This window comes from Allobosea sp. LjRoot237 (assembly GCF_964253285.1).
Taxonomy (GTDB): domain Bacteria; phylum Pseudomonadota; class Alphaproteobacteria; order Rhizobiales; family Beijerinckiaceae; genus Allobosea.
Genome location: NZ_CAXUQP020000001.1, coordinates 4,019,284 through 4,042,315 on the forward strand (window position 1 = coordinate 4,019,284; position 23,032 = coordinate 4,042,315).

Consider the following 23,032-nt stretch of genomic DNA (forward strand, 5'->3'; position numbering starts at 1 on the left):
TAGATGTCTGAAATGTTCGCCCATCTCGGGCTCGGCTTCGGTGTCGCGCTCACCCTCCAGAACGTCGCGCTCTGCTTCATCGGCTGTCTGGTCGGCACGCTGGTTGGCGTGCTACCGGGCGTCGGGCCGATCGCCACGATCGCCATGCTGCTGCCGATCACTTTCGGGCTCGATCCGGTCGGCGCGCTGATCATGCTGGCGGGCATCTATTACGGCGCCCAGTACGGCGGCTCGACCACGGCGATCCTCGTCAACATCCCCGGCGAGGCCACCTCCGTGGTGACGACGCTCGACGGGCACCAGATGGCCAGGCAGGGCCGCGCCGGCGTCGCGCTCGGCACCGCCGCGCTCGCCTCGTTCTTCGCCGGCAGCGTCGCCACCGTCGTCATCGCGGCGCTAGGGGCGCCGCTGACCAAGCTGGCGCTGCTCTTCGGGCCGGCCGAGTATTTCTCGCTGATGGTGATGGGCCTGTGCTTTGCAGTCGTGCTGGCGCGCGGCTCGATCCTCAAGGCCTTCTGCATGATCATGCTGGGCCTGCTGCTCTCGACGGTCGGCACCGATCTCGAGACCGGCCAGGAGCGCATGACCTTCGGCTTCCCTCCACTCTCCGACGGCATCGACTTCGCCGTGCTGGCGATGGGCGTGTTCGGCTTCGCCGAGGTGCTGCGCAATCTGGAGAACCCGGAGGCGCGCGACGTCGTCCGCGCCAAGATCGGCCGGCTCCTGCCGGGCTGGAGCGACATCAAGCAGGCGGCCATGCCTGTCCTACGCGGCACCGGCATCGGCGCGATCCTCGGCATCCTGCCCGGCAACGGCGCCGTGCTCGGCCCCTTCGCCAGCTATACGGTGGAGAAGAAGATCGCCAAGGACCCGTCGCGCTTCGGCAAGGGCGCGATCGAGGGTGTCGCCGGACCGGAGGCGGCCAACAACGCCGGCGCCCAGACCGCGTTCATCCCGCTGCTCACCCTCGGCATCCCGCCGAATGCGGTGATGGCGCTGATGGTCGGCGCGATGACCATCCACGGCATCATCCCTGGCCCGCAGGTGATGACCAAGAACCCCGACCTGTTCTGGGGCATGATCGCCTCGATGTGGATCGGCAACCTGATGCTGCTGATCATCAACCTGCCGCTGGTCGGGCTCTGGGTGAAACTGCTGCAGGTGCCCTACCGCCTGATGTTCCCGGCGATCCTGATCTTCTGCTCGATCGGCATCTACTCGGTGAACAACCAGCCGGTCGACGTCGCCTTCACCGCCATGTTCGGGCTGTTCGGCTACATCCTGATCAAGCTCGGCTTCGAGCCCGCCCCAATGCTGCTCGGCTTCGTGCTGGGCAAGCTGATGGAGGAGAAGCTGCGGCAGGCGCTGATCATCTCGCGCGGCTCGTTCATGACCTTCATCGAGCGGCCTATCTCGGCCGGGCTGCTGCTGGTCGCCGTCGCGATCCTCGTCATCGCGTTGCTGCCGTCGATGTCGAAAAAGCGCGACGAGGTCTTCACCGAATGACGGGGTTGTCACCCACCCCCGCTCCACCATCTTCAGGATATCGCGTCAGGGAGGATTACCCATGAAGAAGCTCGCCCTCAGCCTCGCCGCAGCGCTCGCCTTGGCGCTGCCGGCTCAGGCCCAGTCCAAGTACCCGGAGCGGCCGATCACCATGATCGTGCCCTTCGCGGCCGGCGGCCCCACAGACATCATCGCCCGCATCGTCGGCGAGAACATGTCGAAGACCCTCGGCCAACAGGTCGTGGTCGAGAACGTCGCCGGCGCCGGCGGCACTACCGGCATCACCCGCGCGCTGACGGCGACGCCGGACGGCTACACCATCGCGATGGGCCATCTCGGCACCTTCTCGGCGGCGCCCGCGACCTATCCCGGCCTGAAATACGACCCGATCAACGGGATGCAGACGATCGGGCTCGCCGGCGGTACGCCGATCCTGATCGTCGCGAAGAAGAACTTCGAGCCGAAGGACCTCAAGGAGTTCGTCGCCTATGTGAAGACGAACACCGACAAGGTGAACGAGGCCCATGCCGGCGTCGGCTCGGTGTCGTGGACGACCTGCACCCTGCTCAAGGGCCAGCTCGGCGTACCGAAGCTGAATTCGGTCGCCTATCGTGGCACCGGCCCGGCGCTGAACGATCTCGTCTCCGGCCAGATCGACTTCATGTGCGACCAGATCGTCAGCGTCGCCGAGCAGGTCAAGGCCGGCACGATCAAGGCCTATGCCATCGCCTCGACGCAGCGCTCGCCGGCCCTGCCCGACGTTCCCACCACCAAGGAAGCCGGGCTGCCGGAATACCAGATCGAGGCCTGGAACGGCATTGCCGCGCCGAAGGGCGTGCCGAAGGAAGCCGTCGACAAGCTCGTTGACGCGCTCGACAAAGCGCTGAACGACGAGACCGTCAAGAAGCGCCTCCTCGACCTCGGCACCGTGCTGCCGACGAAGGAAGAGCGCACCCCGGCCGGCTTCACCGCGCTGATCAAGCGCGACGCCGACAAGCTCTCGCCGGTGCTTGCCGCCGCGCCGAAGCAGTAAGCGTCTCGGATCATTTACCTACCGAACGGCGGGCTTCATGCCCGCCGTTTTCTTTTGCGCGGCTCGCTCTACGATGTGGCATGCGCCGCATCGTCCTGCCCGTCTCCCCGATCTCCGCCGAAGCCTTCGCTCCTTATGGCCGCATCCTCACTCCCGCGGGAGAGCGCGATACGGGCCGCGAGGGCTACGACATCTGGATCCAGCCCTTCACTGCCGGGAGCCGGCCGCGAGTGCAGATCGTGCGCTATCACGCGCGGCCCTTCGCCGTCGCCCTGATCGAGCGGCACCTGCACGTCACCGAGGCGCGCCAACCGCTCGGCGGTCCTCCGGCGATCATCGTGGTCGCAGAACCGTCCGAAACGCCGCCGGCGCCGGAGATGCTGCGCGCCTTCCGGCTCGACGGCGAGGGCGTGCTGTTCCACCGCGGCACCTGGCACGCCATCGACGCCTATCCGGAGAGCGGAAGCCACGCCGATTTCCTCTTCCTCTCAGAGGAAGCGACGGTCAGCGAATTGTTCGAGAATCCGGGGCGCGCACCAGAGCGCACCCAGGTTTGCGATTTCCTGGCTGCAGGAATCGAGCTCGTGATCGACACTAACTCGCCGGAAAATCAAAAGAATCGATAGGTCCGGTTACGATCGTACACAGCTCGTGACCCCCGAAGTGGAACCCTGCCGGGCGCTTTCCCGTTTCCTTTTCAGAGGTTTCCCCTCTGAAGGAGAACGGACATGTTCAAGAAACTTGCTCTGGTTACGGCCCTCGCCATCGTTCCGGCTGCGGCCTTCGCCCAGAATCCGGAGGGCGCCCAGGGCGGTGCCGCGAGCGGCATCGTCGGCGGCGCGACTGCGGGTGCCGTCGGCGGCGCCGTGGTCGGCGGCCCGGTCGGCGCAGTGGTCGGCGGCGTCGGTGGCGCGGTCGTCGGCGGCGTGACCGGTGGGATCATCGGCGACAACACCCCGCGCTTCCGCAGCTATGTGGTCGAGCAGCGCGTGCCGTCCTACACCTATGCCGAGCCGGTAACGGTCGGCACCGTGCTGCCGCAGCGGGGCGTGGTCTATCGCGAGGTCCCGGCCGAGTTCGGCGAGCGCGCCAGCGGCTATCGCTACACGGTGGTGAACAACCGCGCCGTGCTGGTCGAGCCGCAGAGCCGCCGCATCGTCCAGATCATCGAATGACCTGAGGTCGATCCGCTCGCCGCTCGCGCCGTCACGGCCTGAGTGACCATCCGGATCGCAAGGCCCGCCCCCGGCAACGGGGCGGGCCGCAATTTTTTGTGATCGCGCCGACAGGAACCCGACCGCTCGCGGTCACGTTTCCAAGTGGGGCTTTTGGGGCTTTGCATCTCTAGGAGGTCAATCACGATGAAACGGATTCTCGTCGTCGCAGCCCTCGCTGCCCTTCCCGCCACCGCCATCGCGCAGAGCACCGGGCCCATCATCCGCGATCCGGCCGGCGGCTCGGCCATTCGCGATCCGGCTCTCGCCGACCCGATGATGCCCGGTGGCCCCTCGGCGTCTCCACCGCTGAGGCGGGACCCGGCCGGAGGCACGATGATCAACGACGAAGCGGCCTTCCGGAACTTCGTGACGGCGCAGCGCATGCGGTCGTATCGCTATAGCGAGCCTGTGGAAGTTGGCACCGTGCTGCCCTCACGCGGCGTGGTCTATCGCCAGGTGCCGGCCGAATACGGAGCGTCCGGCTATCGCTATACGGTCGTCAACGACCAGCCGGTGATCGTCGAGCCGCGTACCCGCCGTGTGGTCGAGGTGGTCGACTGACGCGACAGCGGAAGGCCCGCGGCGGCAACGGCGTGGGCCTTCCTTTATGGCTTAGCGGGTCCCGAACATGCGGTCGCCGGCATCGCCGAGGCCGGGCACGATGTAGCCGTGATCGTTGAGATGCTCGTCGATCGCTGCCGTCCAGATGCGAACGTCGGGATGGGAATCGCGCAAGCGGGCGATTCCTTCGGGGGCAGCCAGCAGGCAGACGAAACGCAGATCCTTGGCGCCGCGCTCCTTCAGCCGGTCGACCGCCGCGACCGCCGAGTTCGCCGTCGCCAGCATCGGGTCCATCACCACGATCATGCGGTCGGCGATGTCGGAAGGCGCCTTGAAATAGTATTCGACCGCCTGCAGCGTCTGCGGATCGCGGTAGAGGCCGATATGGGCGACGCGCGCCGCCGGGACCAGCTCCAGCATGCCGTCGAGAAAACCGACGCCGGCGCGCAGGATCGGCGCGAAAACCAGCTTCTTGCCGGAGATGATCGGCTGCATCGACTTCTGCAGCGGCGTCTCGATCTCGATCAGCTCGGTCGGCAGGTCGCGCGTGACCTCGTAGCAGAGCAGCATGCCGATCTCGTTGAGGAGCTGGCGGAAGCTCTTGGTCGAGCGGTCCTTCTCGCGCATCAGCGTCAGCTTGTGCTGCACCAGCGGGTGGTCGACGACGGTTACGCCGTTCACGCTCGTGGTCATGTAGCCTTGATCCCCTTCGTCTTCTTTTGGTTGCTTAGAATACCGTGCCGTCGCTGACGATGGTCAAGGGCGGACCGCCGCCTTCGCGCTTTTCGCGGGCGATCCGGCGGCCAGCGGCCCAGGTACCGCCTTCCAGCACCTTGGCAAGCGGCAACTGCTCGGCGCTCATGCCGAGCTCGGCGCGTATCAGCTCGCCGATCTTGTCGAGCAGCGCAACCGTCAGCGCCCGCCATTCGACGACGAGCTGTGAGCCGACCTCGTGGCCGCGCACGGCATCGGCTACGTCCTTCAGCGCGAGGACGCCGAGATCGAGCAGGAGTCCGCCATTGCGGTATTCCGGCAGGCCGGTGAGATCGTCGATGCCGACGACCTGGATGCCGGCCCATTGCAGCGGCTCGATCAGCGAATAGCTCAGCCATTGCGAGAGCTTGTGGAAAGGCACGATGCCGGCCGTCACCGCGCCCGGCGCGATCAACGGATGCTTCCAGCTGTCGCCGAGCGCGATGCCGGCGTAGCTCAGGCGCGACGGCCAGATGCCGCCCAGCACCTCCAGCACCTGCGAGAGGATATAAGCGGCGCGGATCGAGCGGCCCTCGGCCGCCTCCATCAGTCGGTCGAACAGGTCACCCGGCCGGGTCAGCCCATGCTTTTCAAGCTCCTCGCCGAGGCGGTTGAGCAGCGCGGCGCGGCCCCCCAGCCCGACGAGCGGATTGCCTTCCGAAACCTGGAAGCCATCGGCCAGCGCCGCGGCGTCGAGATGCCTTAGCGCCTCGCTGTCGACGCGCAATGGCTGCGCCGGATCGCTGGAGAAGGCGCCGGCGGCGAACATGTCGAGCGAGGCCAGCGCCAGCCCTTCCGAACGGCCGATGCTCTGGCCGGTCACCGCATCGCGGTAGCGCCAGTCGGCGCCGGCGCCGGCATCGAGCAGGACGCTGACGACCGCAAGATCATAGGCAGCACGGCCCCTCGCCCGGGCGTCGGCGAACTGGGCGCCGGCATCCAGCACCTTCCAGCGGTCCATGCCGGCGATGACAAAATGGCGCCAGCGGGCATGGAAGGGGATGTCGAGCGACGGGTAGTTCTGGCGGATCGTCTCGAGCACATAGGCGGCGCAGGCCGCGAGCCGCTCAGGGTGGACGCTGAAATGCGTCAGCTTGCCGGAAAGGCCGAGCCGCAGCATCTCATGCGCACGCTCGCGGACGGCGGCCGGCTTGAGCAGCTGGCGAACGGCGTCGGGATTGGAGTCAGGCATAGGCGGGTTCAGAACTTTTCGAGGTCGCGGCCGACAGTGGCCTTGAGGGCGTTGTCGCCGGGGGCGCCGTCAGGCGAGTAATAGCCCGCCGCCTTCTTGGCCTCGATTTCGACCGAGGCATCCGGCGGGACCAGCTCGGGCGGGATGGCGACGCGTTCGCCGATCTCGATGCCGCTCTCGACCATGGCGTCGTATTTCATGTTCGACATCGACATCAGCCGGTCGATCTTCCTGACACCGAGCCAATGCAGCACATCCGGCATCAATTGCTGGAAGCGGGCATCCTGGACGCCGGCGACGCATTCGGTGCGCTCGAAATAGGTCGCGGCGGAGTCGCCGCCCTCCTGGCGCTTGCGGGCGTTGTAGACGAGGAACTTGGTGACCTCGCCGAGCGCCCTGCCCTCCTTGCGGTTGTAGACGATCAGGCCGACGCCGCCGGCCTGCGCCTCCTTCACCGCCTCCTCGATGCCGTGAACGAGATAGGGCCGGCAGGTGCAGATGTCGGAGCCGAAGACATCAGAGCCGTTGCACTCGTCATGGACGCGGCAGGCGAGCGTCTTCTTCGGGTCGCAGATCGCCGAGACCTCGCCGATGACATAGGCGGTGATCGAGCCGATCGGCGGCAGGAAGACCTTGAGGTCGGGCCGCGTCACCAGCTCGGGATACATGCCGCCGGTCTGCTCGAACAGCGTCCGGCGCAGCTCGTTTTCGCTGGTGGCGAAGCGCTCGGCGATCCCCGGCAGGTGCCAGACCGGATCGACCGCGATCTTGGTGACACTGATATCGCCGGAGCCGTGCAGGATGGCGCCATCCGCCGCGAGCCGATGTCCGGCCATGGCGGCGAGGATCTCGGGCAGGTTGAGCCGCGCCTTGGTGACCGCGATGGTCGGGCGGATGTCGATGCCCTCGCCGATCCACTTGCCGAAATCCTGGGCGACGCGATGGCCGAACGGATCGAGCGAGACGATCCTGCCAGGCTCGAACCATTGCGGCTGCGGCAGGATGTCTGAGGTCGGGTAGGTGTTGGTCAGGTCCGGGCGCTGCGCCGGGTTCATGGCGCGGGCGGAGATGGCGAGCGCGCGATAGACCGAATAGGAGCCGCCATGGGCGCCGATGACGTTGCGATCCCCCGGCGCCGTGGTCGAGGCGATGACCGGGCCGCGTTCCTCCGGGGTCGAGGCGCCCCACTGGATCGGGAAGCGGGTCGAGGCGTTGCCAGGCTCGGGATGCGAGGTCAGGCGGATATGGGTGGTGCGGTTCTGCGAATTCATCGCGGCGATCGCTCGATCTGTCGGGCATGCTCCGGCCGCAAGAGCGGTCGCCGCTCCTGCGTGAACATGCCCAAACGGGAAAGGGCCCCGGGACGGGTCGCGTCCGGGGCCCTCTGGACCAACGGGATTCTGGATCAGTGCGGGATTTTCGTCAATCCAGCTGCCGAAACGTCACCACCGCCATGGCCGGGTCTTGTCCCGACCATCCAGGCGCTCGCCACGAAGGCGAGTTCACATGGACGCTCGCCACGGGGCGAGCATGACGGCGGCCCCTTTGGCTCTCACTTTAGATTAGAGGCTGTTTTACCGATCAGCTTGCAGCGCAAGCTGATCGGGACGGGTTCTAGAAGACCGCGAGATAACGCAGCAGCGAGATGATGCCGATGATGATGACGATGATCTGGACGATGTTCTTGATGTTGCTGTCGAGCGGCAGCATCCGCACGAGATAAAGCACCAGAGCGATCACCAGAATGGTGATCAGAAGCGAAATCAGAATGCTCATGGCTCAAATCCTCTTATCGCGGCCGAAAGCCGGCCCCCCGAGGCGCTAGCTGCGACGCATTCGCAGGCAGCGTTCTCGGGCAAGAGAACGTCGAGCCGTGGGAAAAAGTTCCGGAAGGGTAGCTGGCTGAGGTGTTGGAATGTTGGGTCAAAGGGCGCGGGGAACCCTTCTCCCGTGTGGGAGAAGGGCAGGGATGAGGGCCTGCCCTATCCGTAGAAGGCGCAACGGCGCCGTCCCACTCCAATAATCAGCGGCGGTCCCTCACCCCTGCCCCTCTCCCATCCGGGAGAGGGGTTTTATGTCGCGCTCTAACCCGCAATCCGCGAGAAATCCGCGACCGCGCGCGTCGCCTCGCGCAGCTGGTTCAGCAGCTTGAGGCGGTTGGCGCGTAAGGCCGGATCGGGATCGTTGACCGTGACCTTGTCGAAGAAGGCGTCGACCGCCGGCCTGAGCTCGGCGAGCGCCGTCATGGCGCCCTCATAATCCTCGGCAGCGACCGCCGCCTCCGCCTTCGGCGTCGCCTGGGCCAGTGCAACCGCGAGCGCCTTCTCCTCAATCAGCCCGGCAGCGGCGATGAGCTGGAGATCGGCCGCACCGGCGAAGGCGCCCTCGCCGTCCTTCTTCTCCTCAGCCTTGAGGATATTGGCGGCGCGCTTGTAGCCGGCGAGCAGGCTCTTGCCGTCCTCGGTCTCGAGGAAGCGCCCGAGCGCGGCGACGCGGCGGGTGATGAGCAGGAGGTCGTCGGAACCGCCGACCTGCCCTTGCGGGCTCCTCCCTTCTCCCCTTGCGGGAGAAGGTGTCTGCGCAGCAGACGGATGAGGGGTCGCACCGTCCTCACCGGTTTGCGTCGGCAGGGCGCTGGTAATGGCAACGTCGCGAGACCCCTCATCCGTCATCGCTGACGCGATGCCACCTTCTCCCGCAAGGGGAGAAGGGGAGCCCGAACCGGCACCCGCCAGCACCGCATCGACCAGATCATGGCGCGCGCCCTGGTCGCGCAGCATGACCTTCAGCCGGTCGTGGAAGAAGGATACGAGACCATCGAGAACAATGGGCCAGCTCAAAAGCTCAGCCAGCTCCTCACGAATACCAGACTTGCTGTCTGTTAGCAGTGACGCCTCAGGATCATTGACCCACTCGTCGGGTTTCTCGACCCTCCCTACGATTAAGCGGTTGTTCTCAGACCAAATCTTCCGATCCGCAAAATTCGCTTTCCTAGACGTTCGGAAAACAGGTCCATCTTCATAGATCGAGACAAAGACGTTTCCCATACGATTCAGGTGGCCAACGAACGCAAACAGTGTGCATTCGGTGAGGACGCTCAGGCTGCATTTAATCGTGTTGTCGATCAGAATCCTCATCACGCCCAGCGCCGCGCGGCGCAGCGCGTAGGGGTCCTTGCTCCCGGTCGGCTTCTCGTCAATCGCCCAGAAGCCGACGAGCGTGTCGAGCTTGTCGGCGAGCGCGACGGCGACCGAGACCGGGTCGGTCGGCACGCGGTCGGACGGGCCGAGCGGCTTGTAGTGCTCCTCGATCGCCGCGGCGACCGAGGGATTCTCACCCTGCAACTCGGCGTATTTCCGCCCCATCAGCCCCTGCAATTCGGGGAACTCGCCGACCATCTCGGTCGGCAAATCGGCCTTGGCCAGCCTGGCGGCGCGCTCGGCGTTCTTGACCAATTCGGCACGCTCTACATCCGGCAAGTCTTTGCCGATGATTTCCGCCAGTTCCTTCGCCAGCGCCGCGATGCGCTGGACGCGCTCGCCTTGCGTGCCGAGCTTAGCGTGGAAGACGACGCCGAGCCTGTCGAGCTTGGCCATGCGCTGGTCGAGCGGCTTCGACAGGTCGAGCCCGAGCTTCTCGGCGCTGTCCTTCAGCGTACCGAGATCGGGCAGCGAGCCGCGATCGGTCTGCCAGAAATAAGCGGCGTCGGAGAGGCGGGCGCGCACGACGCGGCCATTGCCGGCGGTGATCGCCAAGCCGCCATCGCTGGCCATCAGGTTCGAGACCGGGATGAAGCGGTTGGCCAGCTCGCCGGAATTGGGATCGCGCAGCACGAAGCATTTCTGGTTGGCGCGGATGGTGGCGCGGATCGCCTCGCCCGGAATTTCGAGGAAGCGCTCCTCGAAATCGCCGAGCAGCACCACCGGCCATTCGACGAGGCCGGCGACCTCCTCCAGCAGCCCCTCATCCTCGACCAGCTCAAGGCCGGCGGCGAAGGCGAGGTTCTTGGCGTCGGTCGCGATGATCTCCTTGCGGCGATCGGCGTCGAGCACGACCTTGGCCCGCTCGAGGCTGGCGACATAGTCCTCGAAGCGCTTGACGGGAATCGGCCCCGGCGCATGGAAGCGATGGCCGTAGGTGATATTGCCCGACTTGATGCCATCGACCTCGAATGGCACCACCTCCGGATCCTCGGTCTCGGCGCCGAAGGTGCAGAGGATCGAATGCAGCGGGCGGACCCAGCGCAATGAGCCGCTCCCGGCCGAGGCCTTGCCCCAGCGCATCGATTTCGGCCAGGGGAAGGCGCGGATCACCGCCGGCACGATCTCGGCGATGGCCTGGACCGTCTCCTGCCCCGGCTTCTCGATCACGGCGACGTAAGAATCGCCCTTCTTCGGATCGCTGATGATGGTCGCCTCAGCGAGCGAGGTGAGCCCCGCCGCCTTGAGGAAGCCCTGCACGGCAGCATCCGGCGCGCCGACGCGCGGGCCCTTGCGCTCCTCGCGGACATCGCGGCCGCGCACCGGCAAGCCGGCAACGGTGAGGGCGAGCCGGCGCGGCGTGGCGAAGGCCTTGGCGCCCTCATAGGTCAGGCCGCGCTCGACCAGCGCATCGGTGACGAGCTTCTTCAGGTCCTCCGCCGCCTTGCGCTGCATGCGCGCCGGGATTTCCTCGGAGAAGAGTTCGAGCAGGAGATCAGGCATCAGTTCGCTCCCCCGCCGGCGGTCTTCAGCCAGGCCGCGCCGCAGGCCTTGGCGAGCTCGCGCACGCGCAGGATGTAGCTCTGGCGCTCGGTAACCGAGATCACGCCGCGCGCATCGAGCAGGTTGAAGACATGGCTCGCCTTGATGCACTGGTCATAGGCCGGCAGAGCGAGCTTGTGGCTGGGATCGTTGCTGCCGATGTCGGCCTCGCCGGCGGCGAGCAGCGCCTTGCACTCGGCTTCCGCGTCACTGAAGTGCCGGAACAGCACCTCGGTGTTGGCGTGCTCGAAATTGTGCCGCGAGAACTCCTGCTCGGCCTGCAGGAAGACGTCGCCATAAGAGATGCGGTCCTCGCCGTCGAGCCCGTTGAAGTTGAGGTCGTAGACGTTCTCGACGCCCTGGACATACATGGCCAGGCGCTCGAGCCCGTAAGTCAGCTCACCCGCGACCGGGGCGCATTCGACGCCGGCGACCTGCTGGAAATAGGTGAACTGGCTGACTTCCATGCCGTCGCACCAGCACTCCCAGCCGAGGCCCCAGGCGCCCAGCGTCGGGCTTTCCCAATCGTCCTCGACGAAGCGGACATCGTGCAAAGCGAGATCAACCCCGATCGCCTTGAGCGAGTCGAGATAGAGCTGCTGCAGGTCGGGCGGCGACGGCTTCAGGATGACCTGGAACTGGTAATAGTGCTGCAGCCGGTTGGGATTCTCGCCATAGCGGCCGTCCTTGGGGCGGCGCGAGGGCTGGACATAGGCCGCCTTCCAGGGCTTCGGTCCGAGCGCGCGCAATGTCGTCGCTGGATGGAAGGTGCCGGCGCCGACCTCCATGTCGTAGGGCTGGAGGATGACGCAGCCGCGCTCGGCCCAGAAGCGCTGCAAGGTCAGCAGCAATCCCTGGAACGAACGGGTCGGGTTCAGCGGGTTGGAGGACGCGGCCAAGGGCATCAGCCTTTTAAACTGTCGGGAAACTTGCGGCGTGATTAGGGGCTGGCGGCGCTCATGGTCAAGCTCGGCGGGATGAACGCTGCCTGAACCCCGGCCCAAGGACGCGTTCAGGAAGGCAGGCGCAAGATGTGCCACATCGAACGGACCGCGGCATTCGGGGCGAGTGCTTGAGACGGGCCGATGCGATGAGTAGGAGAGTTACCATGCTGTCGAACCGTATCGCTGCCGCCCTGTTCGGTGCCGGCGCGCTGCTTTTCACCGGCCTTTCTGTCGCCCCGGCCAGCGCTGCGCCGATCGCGGCTGGCGCTCCCGCCGCTTCGACCGGCGGCGGGCTGGTCGAGCAGGCTCAGTATTACGGCCGCCCTTACTATAGTCCGCGCCGCTATTACGGCCGCCCGGTCTACCGTCCGCGTTGTTATGTCGTCGACCGGCGCGTCTGGAACGGCTGGCGCTGGGTGATCCGCCCGGTGCGCGTCTGCCGCTGACACGGCGCCAGGGCGGATGAAGAACGGCTGAACGGCCCGGCCACGCGCCGTTCAGCCTCGATGCTGCAAGCTCGCCGCAATGATGACACCCGATGACCCCGGCACAGGCCGTAGGGCACTCGCGAAGGAGGTAGCCATGCTTCGCAAACTCGTTCTTGGACTTTCAGCCGCAGCTTCCCTCGGGGTGGCCGCACTCGGCATCGGAGCGGTCACGGCAACTCCGGCCGACGCACAGGGGTGGGGTGGTGGCGGCTATTATGGCCGGCCCGGCTGGGGCGGCGGCGGTTACTATGGCCGCCCCTATTATGGCTATGGCCGTCCCGCTTACGGCTACGGCGGCGGCTACTACGGCCCGCGCTGCTTTAGCCGCCCGGTCCGCTATTGGGATGGCTGGGGCTGGGTGGTGCGCGAGCGCCGCATCTGCCGCTGAGCCAAACTAGGCGAGCACGGCCTCGCCGCGATGGAGCGCTTCGCTGAAGGCGGTGAAGCGTCCATCGGCCCCGTTGAGAACGAGAGCCGGCAGCAACGCTGCCGGCTTTCTGCTGCCGAGCCGCGCAGAGACGATCACCCGGATCGCCGGCCGCCCGGCCTGGCCGTGGATCGGGCGGGTTTCGATCGCGCCGAAGCCCGTCTCCAGAGCTGCGAGAATCGTCCCCAGCGCTTCGGCGCGGTGGATGACGCTGACGCCACCACCCGGCTTCAGCACATGGCGAGCCGTCTTCAGCCAATCGGCGAGCGATTGGCCGGCGACATGCGCCGCACGCCGGTTGGCGACCGGGGATTCGCGCATCTCGCCTGATTCGAAGAAGGGCGGATTCATCGCGACCCAGGCCATGGAGGCCGCCGTCAGACCCTCCCGGGCGAGGTCCGCGCTCCGCTCGCCGATCATCCCGACCATGGTGCGCACGCGCCCAGCCAGATCGTTCAGCTCGGCATTGCGGGCTGCGAGCGCAGCCAGGTCGGGATCGCGCTCGACCAGGACGACACTGAGCCCAGGCTGCCGCGAGGCGACGGCAAGCCCGACCGTGCCGACGCCGGCGCCAAAATCGGCGAGCGGCCCCTCGCCCAGTTCCGGGATCGCCGCGGCAAGCAGCACCGCATCCGACCCGGCGCGATGGCCCTTCACCGGCTGCAGCAGGCGCAGGCGGCCTCCCAGCAGCCGGTCCTCGGCGATTTCGCCGAGACCCGGAGCCTCAGGGTTCATGGCGCAACTCGTCGCCGTAGCCCGCCTCGATCAACAAAGCGCGAGCGCGCTTGCTGTCCTGCTCACGCACCAGGAGGCGCCGCGGAAAGGCACCGATCATGCCTTCGAGCGCGCTGATGTGCTGATCGGCAATCAGGCAACCCAGGTCGGCCGAGGCCAGGAGCGCCTCGATGGCCCCGAGCAGGACGATGTCGTTCGAGCGGACGAGTTCATGCATGCCGTCATGGAGCCCGCCGGGCAGCCTCGGCGCAACAGGAAAGATCGCAGCCACCGGTTCGCGCGGCAGCGCAGCGTCAATCTGCTGCGCCGCGAAAGGATTGCCGGGGGCTGGTCACGCATGCGACGTTCATGGCAAGGGCATGGCGCGCGAGCGCGCGAGAAACGGCCGGAGTTTGCGAGTGGGCGTCGTCGTAGCTTTCGAAGACAAGGACACCGGCCAAAGCGGGATCGCGCCGCTGGTCGGGCTGACGCGCGCCGACATGGAGCGCGTCAACGCGATGATCCTGTCGCGCACCGGTTCCGAGGTCACGATGATCCCGGAGGTCGCGAACCACCTGATCTCCTCGGGCGGCAAGCGCTTGCGGCCGATGCTGACGCTCGCGACGGCAGCGCTCTGCGGCTACCAGGGCGACGGCCACGTCAAGCTCGCGGCCTCGGTCGAGTTCATGCACACGGCGACGCTGCTGCACGACGATGTCGTCGACCAGAGCGACATGCGCCGCGGCAAGCTCGCTGCCCGCATGCTCTGGGGCAATGAGGCGAGCGTTCTGGTCGGCGATTTCCTGCTCGGCCAGGCCTTCAGGATGATGGTCGAGGTCGGCTCGCTGCGCGCGCTCGACATCCTCTCGACCGCCGCCGCTGTGATCGCCGAAGGCGAGGTGATGCAGCTTGCCGCCGCCAAGAACACCGAAACCACCGAGGACGAATACCTCGCCGTGATCCGCGGCAAGACCGCCGAGCTCTTCGCGGCCGCCTGCGAGGTCGGGCCGGTGATCGCCCAGTCATCGAAGGGCGAAGCCGCCGCCTGCCGCAGCTACGGCCTCAACCTCGGCATCGCCTTCCAGCTCATCGACGATGCGCTCGACTATGGCGGCTCGTCGGGTCAGCTCGGCAAGAATGTCGGTGACGATTTCCGCGAGGGCAAGATCACCCTGCCCGTCGTGCTCTCTTTCCGCCGTGGCGCTGAGAGCGAACGGGAATTCTGGCGCCGCACCCTGCAGGAGGGCGAGGTCCGCGACGGCGACCTCGACGAGGCGCAGGCCCTGATGCGCAAGCACGGCGCCCTGGCCGACACGATCGAGCGCGCCCGCCACTACGCCAAGATGGCGAAGGACGCGCTCGGCCTGTTCCCGTCATCGCCGATGAAGCAGGCGCTCAACGACGCCGTCGATTTCTGCGTGGCGCGGGCGCACTAGCGCCGGTCAGCGCTGCTCGGCGGCGATCCTGAGGCCCAACGCCAGCAGGAGCCCGCCGGTCAGCGCTTCGATGACGCGCCGAACCTGCGAGCGCCGCAGCACGTCGCCAACCTTGGCGACGACCAGCGCATAGGCTGAGAGCCAGAGCAGGGTCATCGCCGCGAAGACCAGTCCGAGCAGGAACAGCGTGGTGAAGCTGCTGCCGCCGGCAGCGAACTGCGGCAGGAGGCTGGCGAAGAAGACCGCGATCTTCGGATTGCCGAGATTGCTGATCAGCCCCTGCCGGTAGGCGATAGCTGGTGAAAGCCCCCGCGGCGAGATCGCGGCAGTTGCCGGCGACGCCGGCCCCTGCCGGCGAAAAGCGTCCCGCAGCGCCATGATACCGAGATAGATCAGATAGGCGGCGCCGGCATACTGGATCGCGCGGAAGATCGGCTCGCTTGCCACCAGAAGCGCGACGAGACCGAGGCTGGTCGCCAGCGCCCAGATCGAGAGGCCGGTCGCAACGCCGAGCGCGGTCAGCATGCCGCCAGCGCGGCCACCGAACAGCGTGTTGCGGATGGTCAGCGCCGTATCCGGCCCGGGCGTGCAGATCACCAGCGCGGCGACGCCGACAAAGGCGAGGAAAGAGGCCGGCGTCATGATGCGTCCTCCGGCTTGAAGCCGAGGCGCCTATCTCAGCACAGTCGGCTTCACCCACCAATCCGGCTGGCCATGCGCCAGAAGCTTGCCGGCCTCGGCGCTGGCGCGGCAATCGTCGAACAGGGCGAAGCAGGTCGCGCCCGAGCCGGACATGCGCGCCAGCCGGCAATTGGGAAGTGCGGATAGCGCCGACAGCACCTCATCGATAACAGGGGCTACCCTTCGTGCGGGCGCTTCGAGATCGTTGCCGGAGGCGGCCAGCGCGGCGATCAGAACCGCCGCCGTTGCCGGCGAAGCTTCTTGCGCGCTGAATGCCTGGCTGCCGCCCACATGCCCCTGCCCCGGCTGAAGGCCGAGCGCGCGGAACACCGCCGCCGTCTCGACCGCAACGCCGGGATTGACCAGCAGTGCGAACAGGCGCGGCGGACGCAGCGGCGACCCAAGGCGCTCGCCGATGCCGGCCATCACACGGGCGCGGGCTTCGAGACAGACCGGGACATCGGCACCGACGCGGCCGGCGGCGGCGAGCAAAGCCGGATGCACCAGCGGCAAATCATTGTGCCGCGCCAGCAGGCGCAGCGCTGCCGCCGCATCGGCCGAGCCGCCGCCGATACCGGAGGCGACCGGGAGGCGCTTGACGAGATGGAAGCGGCCGGAACGCAGGCCGGCGATCTCTTCGTGTAGAGCGCGCTCGGCCTTGAGGACGAGATTGTCGGGTCCGGTCGAGAGGCCCGCGGCGAACGGGCCTGCGATCTGCACCCCGGCAGGCTCGCCCGGCGACAGGCTCAGTTCGTCGCCGACGCCGGCGAAGGCGACGAGGCTGTCGAGCTCATGATAGCCGTCAGCGCGCCGGCAGAGGACGCGCAAGGAGAGATTGACCTTGGCCGGGGCGCGGGTCGCCAGCTTGGCAGGCAAGGATCAGCCGCCATCCTTCTTCGGCTCGGCCGCATTGGCCGAGGGCGCCTGATCGTCGAGCCCCTTCTCGATCTTGCGCTGGATCCGGGTGAGGTCATCCGGCTCCGGCCCGAGATCGCGGGCATAGTTCCACTGAAAGCGCGCCTCGAGATAGCGCCCGGTCTTCCAGTAGACGTCGCCGAGATGGTCGTTGATCACCGGATCGGAGGGCCGCAGCTCCATCGCCTTCTCGAGCTCCGTCACCGCCTCCTCATAGCGGCCGAGGCGGTAATGCGCCCAGCCGAGCGAGTCGATGATGTAGCCATCGCGCGGCCTGAGCTCGACGGCGCGGCGCAGCATGCCGAGCGCCTCCTCGAGCTTGAGGTTCTGGTCGACCAGCGAATAGCCGAGATAGTTGAGCACCAGCGCGCGCTCGCGGCTGAGCGCCTCCGGCATAAGATCCAGCGCCTTGCGCAGATCGGCCTCGGCCTGCGGCCATTTCTTGGTGCGCTCATAGGCGATGCCGCGCGAATAGAGCAGGTCCCAGTTGGAACGGCCGGGCGTGCCGAGCTTGGCGACCGCCTTGTCATAGGTCGTCGCCGCCTCCTCGAAGCGCTTGCGCGAGCGGTAGATGTTGCCGAGCGCGGAGATGGCGTCGACTTCCTCCGGACGTGCCGCGATGATCGTCTCGAGATGCTTGACCGCTTCCTCGGTCTTGCCGAGCTGCTCGAGGCCAAGCCCGATCTGAATGTCGGCGACCGGCCGCAGCGGCGAGTTTTCGGGCATGCGCCGGTAGACCTGGACCGCATCCTCGGTCTGCTTGGCACGCTCGAGAATATCGGCCAGCGTCAGCACGGCGAGGTCGTGGCCGGGGTCGAGATAGGCTGCAAAGCGCAGGTAAAGCAGCGCGGTCGCCTCGTCGCCCTGCAGAATACCGGCACTGGCGAGGCCATAGAGCACCTCGGCCGCCCCCTGCTGGGTGTTGCCGACGATGCGCTGCAGCGGCTCCTTGCTGCTGATCTTGGCGATGGCATCGCGCACCACCGGATGGTTCGGGCGCACGCGCTGCTCGAAATCGTTCAGCGTCGCCAGGGCCGCGTCGCTGTCGCCTGCGCGCGCCTGCTGGCGGGCCCAGAGATCGACGAGGCGCAGATTGGTCTTCTCGGCGTCATAAGCCGCCTTGAGCCGGCGATTCGCATCGTTGCGGCGGCCGGCGATGTCGAGGATCAGCCCGGCATGGAAATCGCGGAAGCGGTCGAAGGTCGCTTCGCCCTTGAGACGCTCCAGCGTGTCGAGCGCGCGGTTCGTCTCGCCGGAGCCGGAATAGGCCCAGGCGGCGAGCAGAGTCGCGGTGATGTCGGCGGAGCGGCCGCGGCCGCCGCGCTGCAGCTGGGTGCGGGCCGCAGTGTAGTTCTTCTGCTTCAGCGCGCGCACGCCGAGCGCCAGCTGGGCGAGGCCGTTGGTGGCATCGCGCTGGATCAGCTTCTCGGCGGCGCGGAAGGTCTCGTTCATCGCGCCGTCGGCGAGGAAGGCGACGAAGCCGCGCTCGAGCAATTCGCTGTTCTGCGGATCGTTCTTGATCGCCTCGCGCAAATAGATCGAAGCCGCGCCGAGGTCGCGGGCAGAACCTGCCACCACAGCCGCCAGATAATTGCCTTCGAGACTCTCGGCCGGCTCGAACTTGTCAACCGGACGCGCCTGCGCGAGCGCTGGCATGCCGACATGCAGCCCCGCGATAAAAGCAAGCATAAGAGCGGCGCTACGGCCGTCGATCTGAAACGTCACGTCCACCATTCTCCCTCGGTCCGCCCCGGCTGCCGGGAACTGGTCCGTAGACGGGACCGTGACCTGAACGATTAGGCCGCCAACATGGCCGTTTCCGGGCTGCGCGACAAGTCCGGCCGGCACGCTGCGGCATCGGCGTCACGCTGACGTGAAATGCGCCGGGTTCATGCGGAAGCGCTGTGCTTATGATAGATTCGATCAAGAAATTACGTGTAGATTTGCTTTTGTCGCGGCCTCTCGCGGCGATTCGATTAGGATGTTTCAAATGAAGAAGGTCTCGCTCGCGCTCGCGGCCGTTCTCACCCTTGCGGGCATCGCCGGCGGCTGCGCCACGAAGGAGCCGGAGAAGCCTGCTCCGGTCATCCGCAAGGGCTGACCAGCCCTCCCGAAAGGGAAGACAGAAAAGGCCGCGCGGGCAAACCGGCGCGGCCTTTTTCAGCTTGGTATTTGCTTGAGCAGACAGGTTCCCCGTCACATATTCGAGTAATTTGGCCCGCCCGCACCTTCCGGCACCGCCCAGGTGATGTTCTGGGCGGGATCCTTGATGTCGCAGGTCTTGCAGTGCACGCAGTTCTGCGCGTTAATCACGAAGCGCGGCAGCGTCTGCTTTTCCGGATCGGCGTAGACCACCTCGTAGACACCTGCCGGGCAGTAAAGCCGGGCCGGCTCGCCATAGATCGGCAGGTTCTGCAGCACCGGGACATTGGGGTCCGTCAGCTTCAGATGCGCCGGCTGGTCCTCCTCGTGATTCGTCGCCGAGAGGAAGACCGAGGAGAGCTTGTCGAAGGAAATCTTGCCGTCGGGCTTGGGGTAGACGATCGGCTTGACCATGCCGATCGGCTTCAGCGTGGCATGGTCCGGCTTGCCGTGCTTCAGCGTGCCGAAGGGCGACCAGCCGAAGAGCTGGTTCAGCCACATGTCGATGCCGCCGAGCGCAACGCCGCCGAGCGTGCCGAGCTTCGACCAGAGCGGCTTGACGTTGCGCACAAGCTTGAGGTCGCGCCCGATCTCGGAAGAACGCCAGCTGTCCTCGATGCCGTCGACGACGTCATGGGAACGGCCTGCCGCCAGCGCCGGCACGAGATGCTCGGCCGCCAGCATGCCCGACAGGATGGCGTTGTGGCTGCCCTTGATGCGCGGCACGTTGACGAAGCCGGCCGAGCAGCCGATCAGCGCCCCGCCCGGGAAAGTCAGCTTCGGCACCGACTGCCAGCCGCCTTCGGTGATCGCGCGCGAGCCATAGGAGAGGCGCTTGGCGCCCTCGAAGACGTCGCGGATCATCGGGTGGGTCTTGAAGCGCTGGAACTCGTCGAAGGGCGAGAGCGTCGGATTCGTATAGTTGAGGTGGACGACGAAGCCGACCGAAACCAGGTTGTCGTCGAAATGGTAGAGGAAGGAGCCGCCGCCCGTCGACATGTCGAGCGGCCAGCCAAAGGAGTGCTGGACCAGGCCCTTCTTGAACTTCTCCGGCTTGACCTGCCAGATTTCCTTGAGGCCGATGCCGTATTTCTGCGGCTCGCGGCCTTCATCCAGAGCAAAGCGCTTGATCGCGATCTTCGAGAGCGAGCCGCGGGCGCCTTCGCCGAGCAGGGTATAGCGCCCGCGCAGCTCCATGCCGCGGGTGAAGCGCTCGGAAACGGTGCCGTCCTTGGCGATGCCCATGTCGCCGGTGGCGATGCCGGCGACCGAGCCATCCTCGTTGAACAGCAATTCGGCGGCGGCGAAGCCGGGATAGATCTCGACGCCGAGCGCCTCGGCGCGGCCAGCGAGATAGCGCGCAACCAGGCCAAGCGAGCCGACGAAGTTGCCGTGATTGTTCATCAGCTTCGGCATGGCGAAATTCGGCAGGCGTGCCCCACCGGCCGGGCCGAGGAAATAGAAGACGTCCTCGCTGACCTGCGTATGCAGCGGGCGTGCCTCGTCCTCACGCCAATCAGGCAGGAGCTTGTCGAGGCCGATCGGATCGATGACCGCGCCGGAGAGGATGTGCGCGCCGACCTCGGAGCCCTTCTCGACCACGACGACGGAGATGGCCCCGTCGAGCTGCTTCAGCCGGATCGCGGCGGCGAGCCCGGCCGGGCCAGCGCCGACGATGACGACGTCATAGTCCATGCTTTCGCGCGGCGTGCTCTGTGCTTCCTTCAGATCCATGCTGCCCTCCACCCCCGCGCCGCTTATGTCGTTAGATAGTTTATATATGAACTATCTCGATCATCCCGCCAAGCCGCAGGGCTGATTGGAATTCCTCTATCCGGGGCTCCCGATTATTTTGCAACAGCGAACGGGCTCGCTTCGTTCCGTGCGGCGCGGTATTCTGTCGCCCATGTCCTTCGACGACGTCTCCGCAGCCGAACTGATCGCCTGGTACGCCGAGATGGGCGTGACGGAGGCGCTCGACGAGACGCCGCACGACCATTTCGCAGCCGCAGCGGAGCCTGCCCCGGCGCGACAGGCTGTCGCACGCCTCGTGGCATCCTCCCAACAGACAGCCGGGCGCCCTGCGGCGGCCGCGCCGGCGCCGCCGGATGAGGCGGCATTGTCGGCCCGGGCGCTGGCGCGGGAGGCGACGACGCTGGAAGAGCTCAAGGCGGCCCTCGCCAGCTTTGAAGGCTGCCCGCTCAAGGCCTCGGCGAAGAGCCTCGTCTTCGCCGACGGCAATCCGGCCGGGAAAGTGATGATCGTCGGCGAGGCGCCGGGCGCGGACGAGGATCGCGCTGGCCTGCCCTTCGTGGGGCGTTCGGGACAATTGCTCGACCGGATGCTGGCGGCGATCGGCCTCAACCGGCAGGAGCATGTCTATATCGCCAACCTCCTGCCCTGGCGCCCGCCCGGCAACCGGACGCCGACGCCGCAGGAGGTCGCGATCTGCCTGCCCTTCATCCAGCGCCAGATCGAGCTCGCCGATCCCGACATCCTGGTCTGCATCGGTGGTCCGTCTGCCCAGGGGCTCCTCGGCGTTTCCGGCATCCTGGCCTCGCGCGGCCGCTGGCGGGAATACGACACCGGCACCCGCATGATCAGGGCGATCGCGACGCTGCACCCGGCCTATCTGCTGCGCCAACCGCTGCAGAAGCGTCTCGCCTGGCGCGATCTGCGCGCGCTCAGGGCCGCTCTCGACGCGCTTTGACGCAGCGGCGCGATGCCACTGCGTCATCGCCAACAGCTGCCCTGTCGCATCGGCTTGATTATTCCGTGTGTAAAGTAGACCTTGCAACCAGCAGGGTCTCGCGGCCATGACGAACCTGGCCGCAACGCCGGAGCGATGCGATGCTGATCGACGCCTTTCTGCTTTCACGCATCCAGTTCGCCTTCACGATCTCCTTCCACATCGTCTTCCCGGCCTTCACGATCGGGCTCTCGGCCTATATCGCGACGCTGCTTGGCTTGTGGTTGAAGACCGGCGACCAGAAATTCCATCTCCTCGCTCGCTTCTGGACCAAGATCTTCGCGGTCTCCTTCGCCATGGGCGTGGTCTCCGGCATCGTGCTCTCCTACCAGTTCGGCACGAACTGGAGCCGGTTCTCGGTCGCGGTCGGCAACGTCATCGGCCCGCTGATCGGCTACGAGGTCCTGACCGCCTTCTTCCTCGAGGCCTCCTTCCTCGGCGTCATGCTGTTCGGCTGGAAGCGGGTGCCACCCTGGCTGCACTTTCTCTCGGCGGTGATCGTCGCCGGCGGCACCGCCCTCTCCGGCTTCTGGATTCTCTCCGCCAATAGCTGGATGCAGTATCCGGCCGGGCACGAGGTCCGCGACAGCATCGCCTATCCGGTCGACTGGCTGAAGATCGTCTTCAACCCGACCTTCCCCTTGCGCTTCGCGCATATGATGACAGCCGCCTATCTCACCACCGCCTTCGTCGTGCTGGCGACGGGCGCACGCCATCTGCTCGCCGGGCATCGCACCGAATCGGCCAGGACGATGGTGCGGATGGCGATCCTGATGATCGCATTGACCGCGCCCCTGCAGGCGGTGATCGGCGACTTCCACGGCAAGCAGACCGCGATCTACCAGCCGGCCAAGCTCGCCGCGATCGAGGCGCATTGGGATTCGTCCAAACCCGGCGGGCTCGTGCTCTTCGCCTGGCCTGACGAAAAGGCCGAGCTCAACCGCTTCGAGGTCGCGATTCCCGGCGTCGCCAGCCTGCTCACCCATGGCAGCATGGATGCGCTGTTCCCGAGCCTCAGGGATTTCAAGGTCGAGGACCGGCCACCGGTGCTCATCCCCTTCTTCGCCTTCCGGATCATGGTCGGCATCGGCACGCTGATGATCGTCTTCGGCTGGGTCGGCGCCTGGCTGTGGAAGCGCGGCACCGTGTTCGAGGCACGCAGCTGGCTCTGGCTCGCGCAGTACAGCTGGCCGGCCGGCTTCGTCGCCATCCTCTCCGGCTGGTTCGTCACCGAGGTCGGCCGCCAGCCCTGGCTCGCCACCGGCATCCTGCGCTCGAAGGACGCGGTCTCGCCGGTGACGTCGCTCGAGGTCGCGATCTCGCTGGCGCTGTTCGTCTTCGTCTACTGCGTCGTGTTCACCGCAGGCATCCTGCTGATCAACCGCCTGATCGACAAAGGGCCGGACGAGATCAGCCAGGAGGACCCGCCCGAGCAGCCGTCGAAGCGGCCGCTCAAGGCGGCGCAGGCACCAGCCTCCGCCATCTTCGGCGACGGCCATCCCGGCGACGACAAGATCCAGCCGGCGAGCTGA

General features: G+C 66.7%; 22 protein-coding genes. 10 read left to right on the forward strand and 12 right to left on the reverse strand.

Annotated features, from left to right (window positions below; all coding sequences use genetic code 11):
• Positions 1 to 3: 3 nt before the first annotated feature.
• From ACSQ24_RS19545 to ACSQ24_RS19565, 5 genes are all read left to right on the forward strand, one after another.
• Positions 4 to 1,506 (forward strand): tripartite tricarboxylate transporter permease, encoded by a 1,503-nt coding sequence (locus tag ACSQ24_RS19545; RefSeq protein WP_436096286.1) that lies wholly within the window; start codon positions 4 to 6, stop codon positions 1,504 to 1,506.
• Between the two features lie 61 nt (positions 1,507 to 1,567).
• A complete protein-coding gene (locus tag ACSQ24_RS19550) occupies positions 1,568 to 2,539 on the forward strand; it encodes a tripartite tricarboxylate transporter substrate-binding protein (RefSeq protein ID WP_436096287.1) in 972 nt (323 codons plus the stop codon).
• An 80-nt stretch (positions 2,540 to 2,619) separates the two neighbouring features.
• Positions 2,620 to 3,165: an ureidoglycolate lyase gene (locus ACSQ24_RS19555; RefSeq protein ID WP_436096288.1), complete on the forward strand. Its 546-nt coding sequence runs from the start codon at positions 2,620 to 2,622 to the stop codon at positions 3,163 to 3,165.
• A gap of 102 nt (positions 3,166 to 3,267) precedes the next feature.
• Entirely contained in the window at positions 3,268 to 3,714 is a 447-nt protein-coding gene (locus ACSQ24_RS19560) for a DUF1236 domain-containing protein (RefSeq protein WP_436096289.1), read from the forward strand.
• 186 nt (positions 3,715 to 3,900) lie between these two features.
• Positions 3,901 to 4,317 (forward strand): DUF1236 domain-containing protein, encoded by a 417-nt coding sequence (locus tag ACSQ24_RS19565; RefSeq protein ID WP_436096290.1) that lies wholly within the window; start codon positions 3,901 to 3,903, stop codon positions 4,315 to 4,317.
• Positions 4,318 to 4,368: 51 nt separating this feature from the next.
• Here ACSQ24_RS19565 and upp read toward each other — a convergent pair whose 3' ends face one another.
• The 6 genes from upp to ACSQ24_RS19595 form a co-directional block, all read right to left on the reverse strand.
• Complete coding sequence (gene upp / locus ACSQ24_RS19570) at positions 4,369 to 5,010, reverse strand: uracil phosphoribosyltransferase (RefSeq protein WP_436096291.1); 642 nt, start codon at positions 5,008 to 5,010, stop codon at positions 4,369 to 4,371.
• A 34-nt stretch (positions 5,011 to 5,044) separates the two neighbouring features.
• Positions 5,045 to 6,262, reverse strand: a complete 1,218-nt coding sequence (locus tag ACSQ24_RS19575; RefSeq protein ID WP_436096292.1) for a URC4/urg3 family protein — start codon at positions 6,260 to 6,262, stop codon at positions 5,045 to 5,047.
• 8 nt (positions 6,263 to 6,270) lie between these two features.
• On the reverse strand, positions 6,271 to 7,533 hold the full coding sequence (locus ACSQ24_RS19580) for a GTP cyclohydrolase II (protein WP_436096293.1): 1,263 nt from the start codon (positions 7,531 to 7,533) through the stop codon (positions 6,271 to 6,273).
• Between the two features lie 343 nt (positions 7,534 to 7,876).
• The gene (locus ACSQ24_RS19585) at positions 7,877 to 8,038 is read right to left on the reverse strand and encodes a Thivi_2564 family membrane protein (RefSeq protein WP_436096294.1); all 162 of its coding nucleotides are present in this window, start codon (positions 8,036 to 8,038) and stop codon (positions 7,877 to 7,879) included.
• A 308-nt stretch (positions 8,039 to 8,346) separates the two neighbouring features.
• Positions 8,347 to 10,965: a glycine--tRNA ligase subunit beta gene (gene glyS, locus ACSQ24_RS19590; RefSeq protein WP_436096295.1), complete on the reverse strand. Its 2,619-nt coding sequence runs from the start codon at positions 10,963 to 10,965 to the stop codon at positions 8,347 to 8,349.
• Positions 10,965 to 11,903 (reverse strand): glycine--tRNA ligase subunit alpha, encoded by a 939-nt coding sequence (locus ACSQ24_RS19595; RefSeq protein ID WP_436096296.1) that lies wholly within the window; start codon positions 11,901 to 11,903, stop codon positions 10,965 to 10,967. The genes glyS and ACSQ24_RS19595 overlap by 1 nt, the downstream gene beginning before the upstream one ends.
• Before the next feature lie 209 nt (positions 11,904 to 12,112).
• Here ACSQ24_RS19595 and ACSQ24_RS19600 point away from each other — a divergent pair, with 209 nt between their 5' ends.
• Entirely contained in the window at positions 12,113 to 12,394 is a 282-nt protein-coding gene (locus ACSQ24_RS19600; RefSeq protein ID WP_436096297.1) for a hypothetical protein, read from the forward strand.
• 136 nt (positions 12,395 to 12,530) lie between these two features.
• On the forward strand, positions 12,531 to 12,824 hold the full coding sequence (locus tag ACSQ24_RS19605; protein WP_436096298.1) for a hypothetical protein: 294 nt from the start codon (positions 12,531 to 12,533) through the stop codon (positions 12,822 to 12,824).
• Between the two features lie 6 nt (positions 12,825 to 12,830).
• On the opposite strand, the gene ACSQ24_RS19610 is transcribed toward ACSQ24_RS19605, so the two are convergent.
• Both ACSQ24_RS19610 and ACSQ24_RS19615 read right to left on the reverse strand, forming a co-directional pair.
• Positions 12,831 to 13,598, reverse strand: coding sequence for a tRNA1(Val) (adenine(37)-N6)-methyltransferase (locus tag ACSQ24_RS19610; RefSeq protein WP_436096299.1), 768 nt, complete (start codon positions 13,596 to 13,598; stop codon positions 12,831 to 12,833).
• Positions 13,588 to 13,869: a DUF2007 domain-containing protein gene (locus tag ACSQ24_RS19615; protein WP_436096300.1), complete on the reverse strand. Its 282-nt coding sequence runs from the start codon at positions 13,867 to 13,869 to the stop codon at positions 13,588 to 13,590. Before ACSQ24_RS19615 ends, ACSQ24_RS19610 begins: the two co-directional genes overlap by 11 nt.
• 127 nt (positions 13,870 to 13,996) lie before the next feature.
• On the opposite strand from ACSQ24_RS19615, the gene ACSQ24_RS19620 reads away from it, so the two are divergent.
• On the forward strand, positions 13,997 to 15,013 hold the full coding sequence (locus tag ACSQ24_RS19620; protein ID WP_436096301.1) for a polyprenyl synthetase family protein: 1,017 nt from the start codon (positions 13,997 to 13,999) through the stop codon (positions 15,011 to 15,013).
• 6 nt (positions 15,014 to 15,019) lie between these two features.
• Here ACSQ24_RS19620 and ACSQ24_RS19625 read toward each other — a convergent pair whose 3' ends face one another.
• From ACSQ24_RS19625 to ACSQ24_RS19640, 4 genes are all read right to left on the reverse strand, one after another.
• On the reverse strand, positions 15,020 to 15,655 hold the full coding sequence (locus tag ACSQ24_RS19625; RefSeq protein ID WP_436096302.1) for a LysE family translocator: 636 nt from the start codon (positions 15,653 to 15,655) through the stop codon (positions 15,020 to 15,022).
• A 30-nt stretch (positions 15,656 to 15,685) separates the two neighbouring features.
• Complete coding sequence (locus tag ACSQ24_RS19630; RefSeq protein WP_436096303.1) at positions 15,686 to 16,570, reverse strand: 4-(cytidine 5'-diphospho)-2-C-methyl-D-erythritol kinase; 885 nt, start codon at positions 16,568 to 16,570, stop codon at positions 15,686 to 15,688.
• Between the two features lie 3 nt (positions 16,571 to 16,573).
• Positions 16,574 to 18,265, reverse strand: coding sequence for a tetratricopeptide repeat protein (locus ACSQ24_RS19635; protein ID WP_436096304.1), 1,692 nt, complete (start codon positions 18,263 to 18,265; stop codon positions 16,574 to 16,576).
• 540 nt (positions 18,266 to 18,805) lie between these two features.
• Positions 18,806 to 20,485 carry an electron transfer flavoprotein-ubiquinone oxidoreductase gene (locus ACSQ24_RS19640; RefSeq protein ID WP_436096305.1) on the reverse strand — a complete coding sequence of 560 codons (1,680 nt, stop codon included), beginning with the start codon at positions 20,483 to 20,485 and terminating at the stop codon, positions 18,806 to 18,808.
• Between the two features lie 172 nt (positions 20,486 to 20,657).
• Between ACSQ24_RS19640 and ACSQ24_RS19645 the strand changes: the two genes are divergently transcribed.
• Together ACSQ24_RS19645 and ACSQ24_RS19650 are read left to right on the forward strand one after the other, a co-directional pair.
• Positions 20,658 to 21,461, forward strand: a complete 804-nt coding sequence (locus ACSQ24_RS19645) for a uracil-DNA glycosylase (RefSeq protein ID WP_436096306.1) — start codon at positions 20,658 to 20,660, stop codon at positions 21,459 to 21,461.
• 140 nt (positions 21,462 to 21,601) lie between these two features.
• Positions 21,602 to 23,032, forward strand: a complete 1,431-nt coding sequence (locus tag ACSQ24_RS19650) for a cytochrome ubiquinol oxidase subunit I (RefSeq protein WP_436096307.1) — start codon at positions 21,602 to 21,604, stop codon at positions 23,030 to 23,032.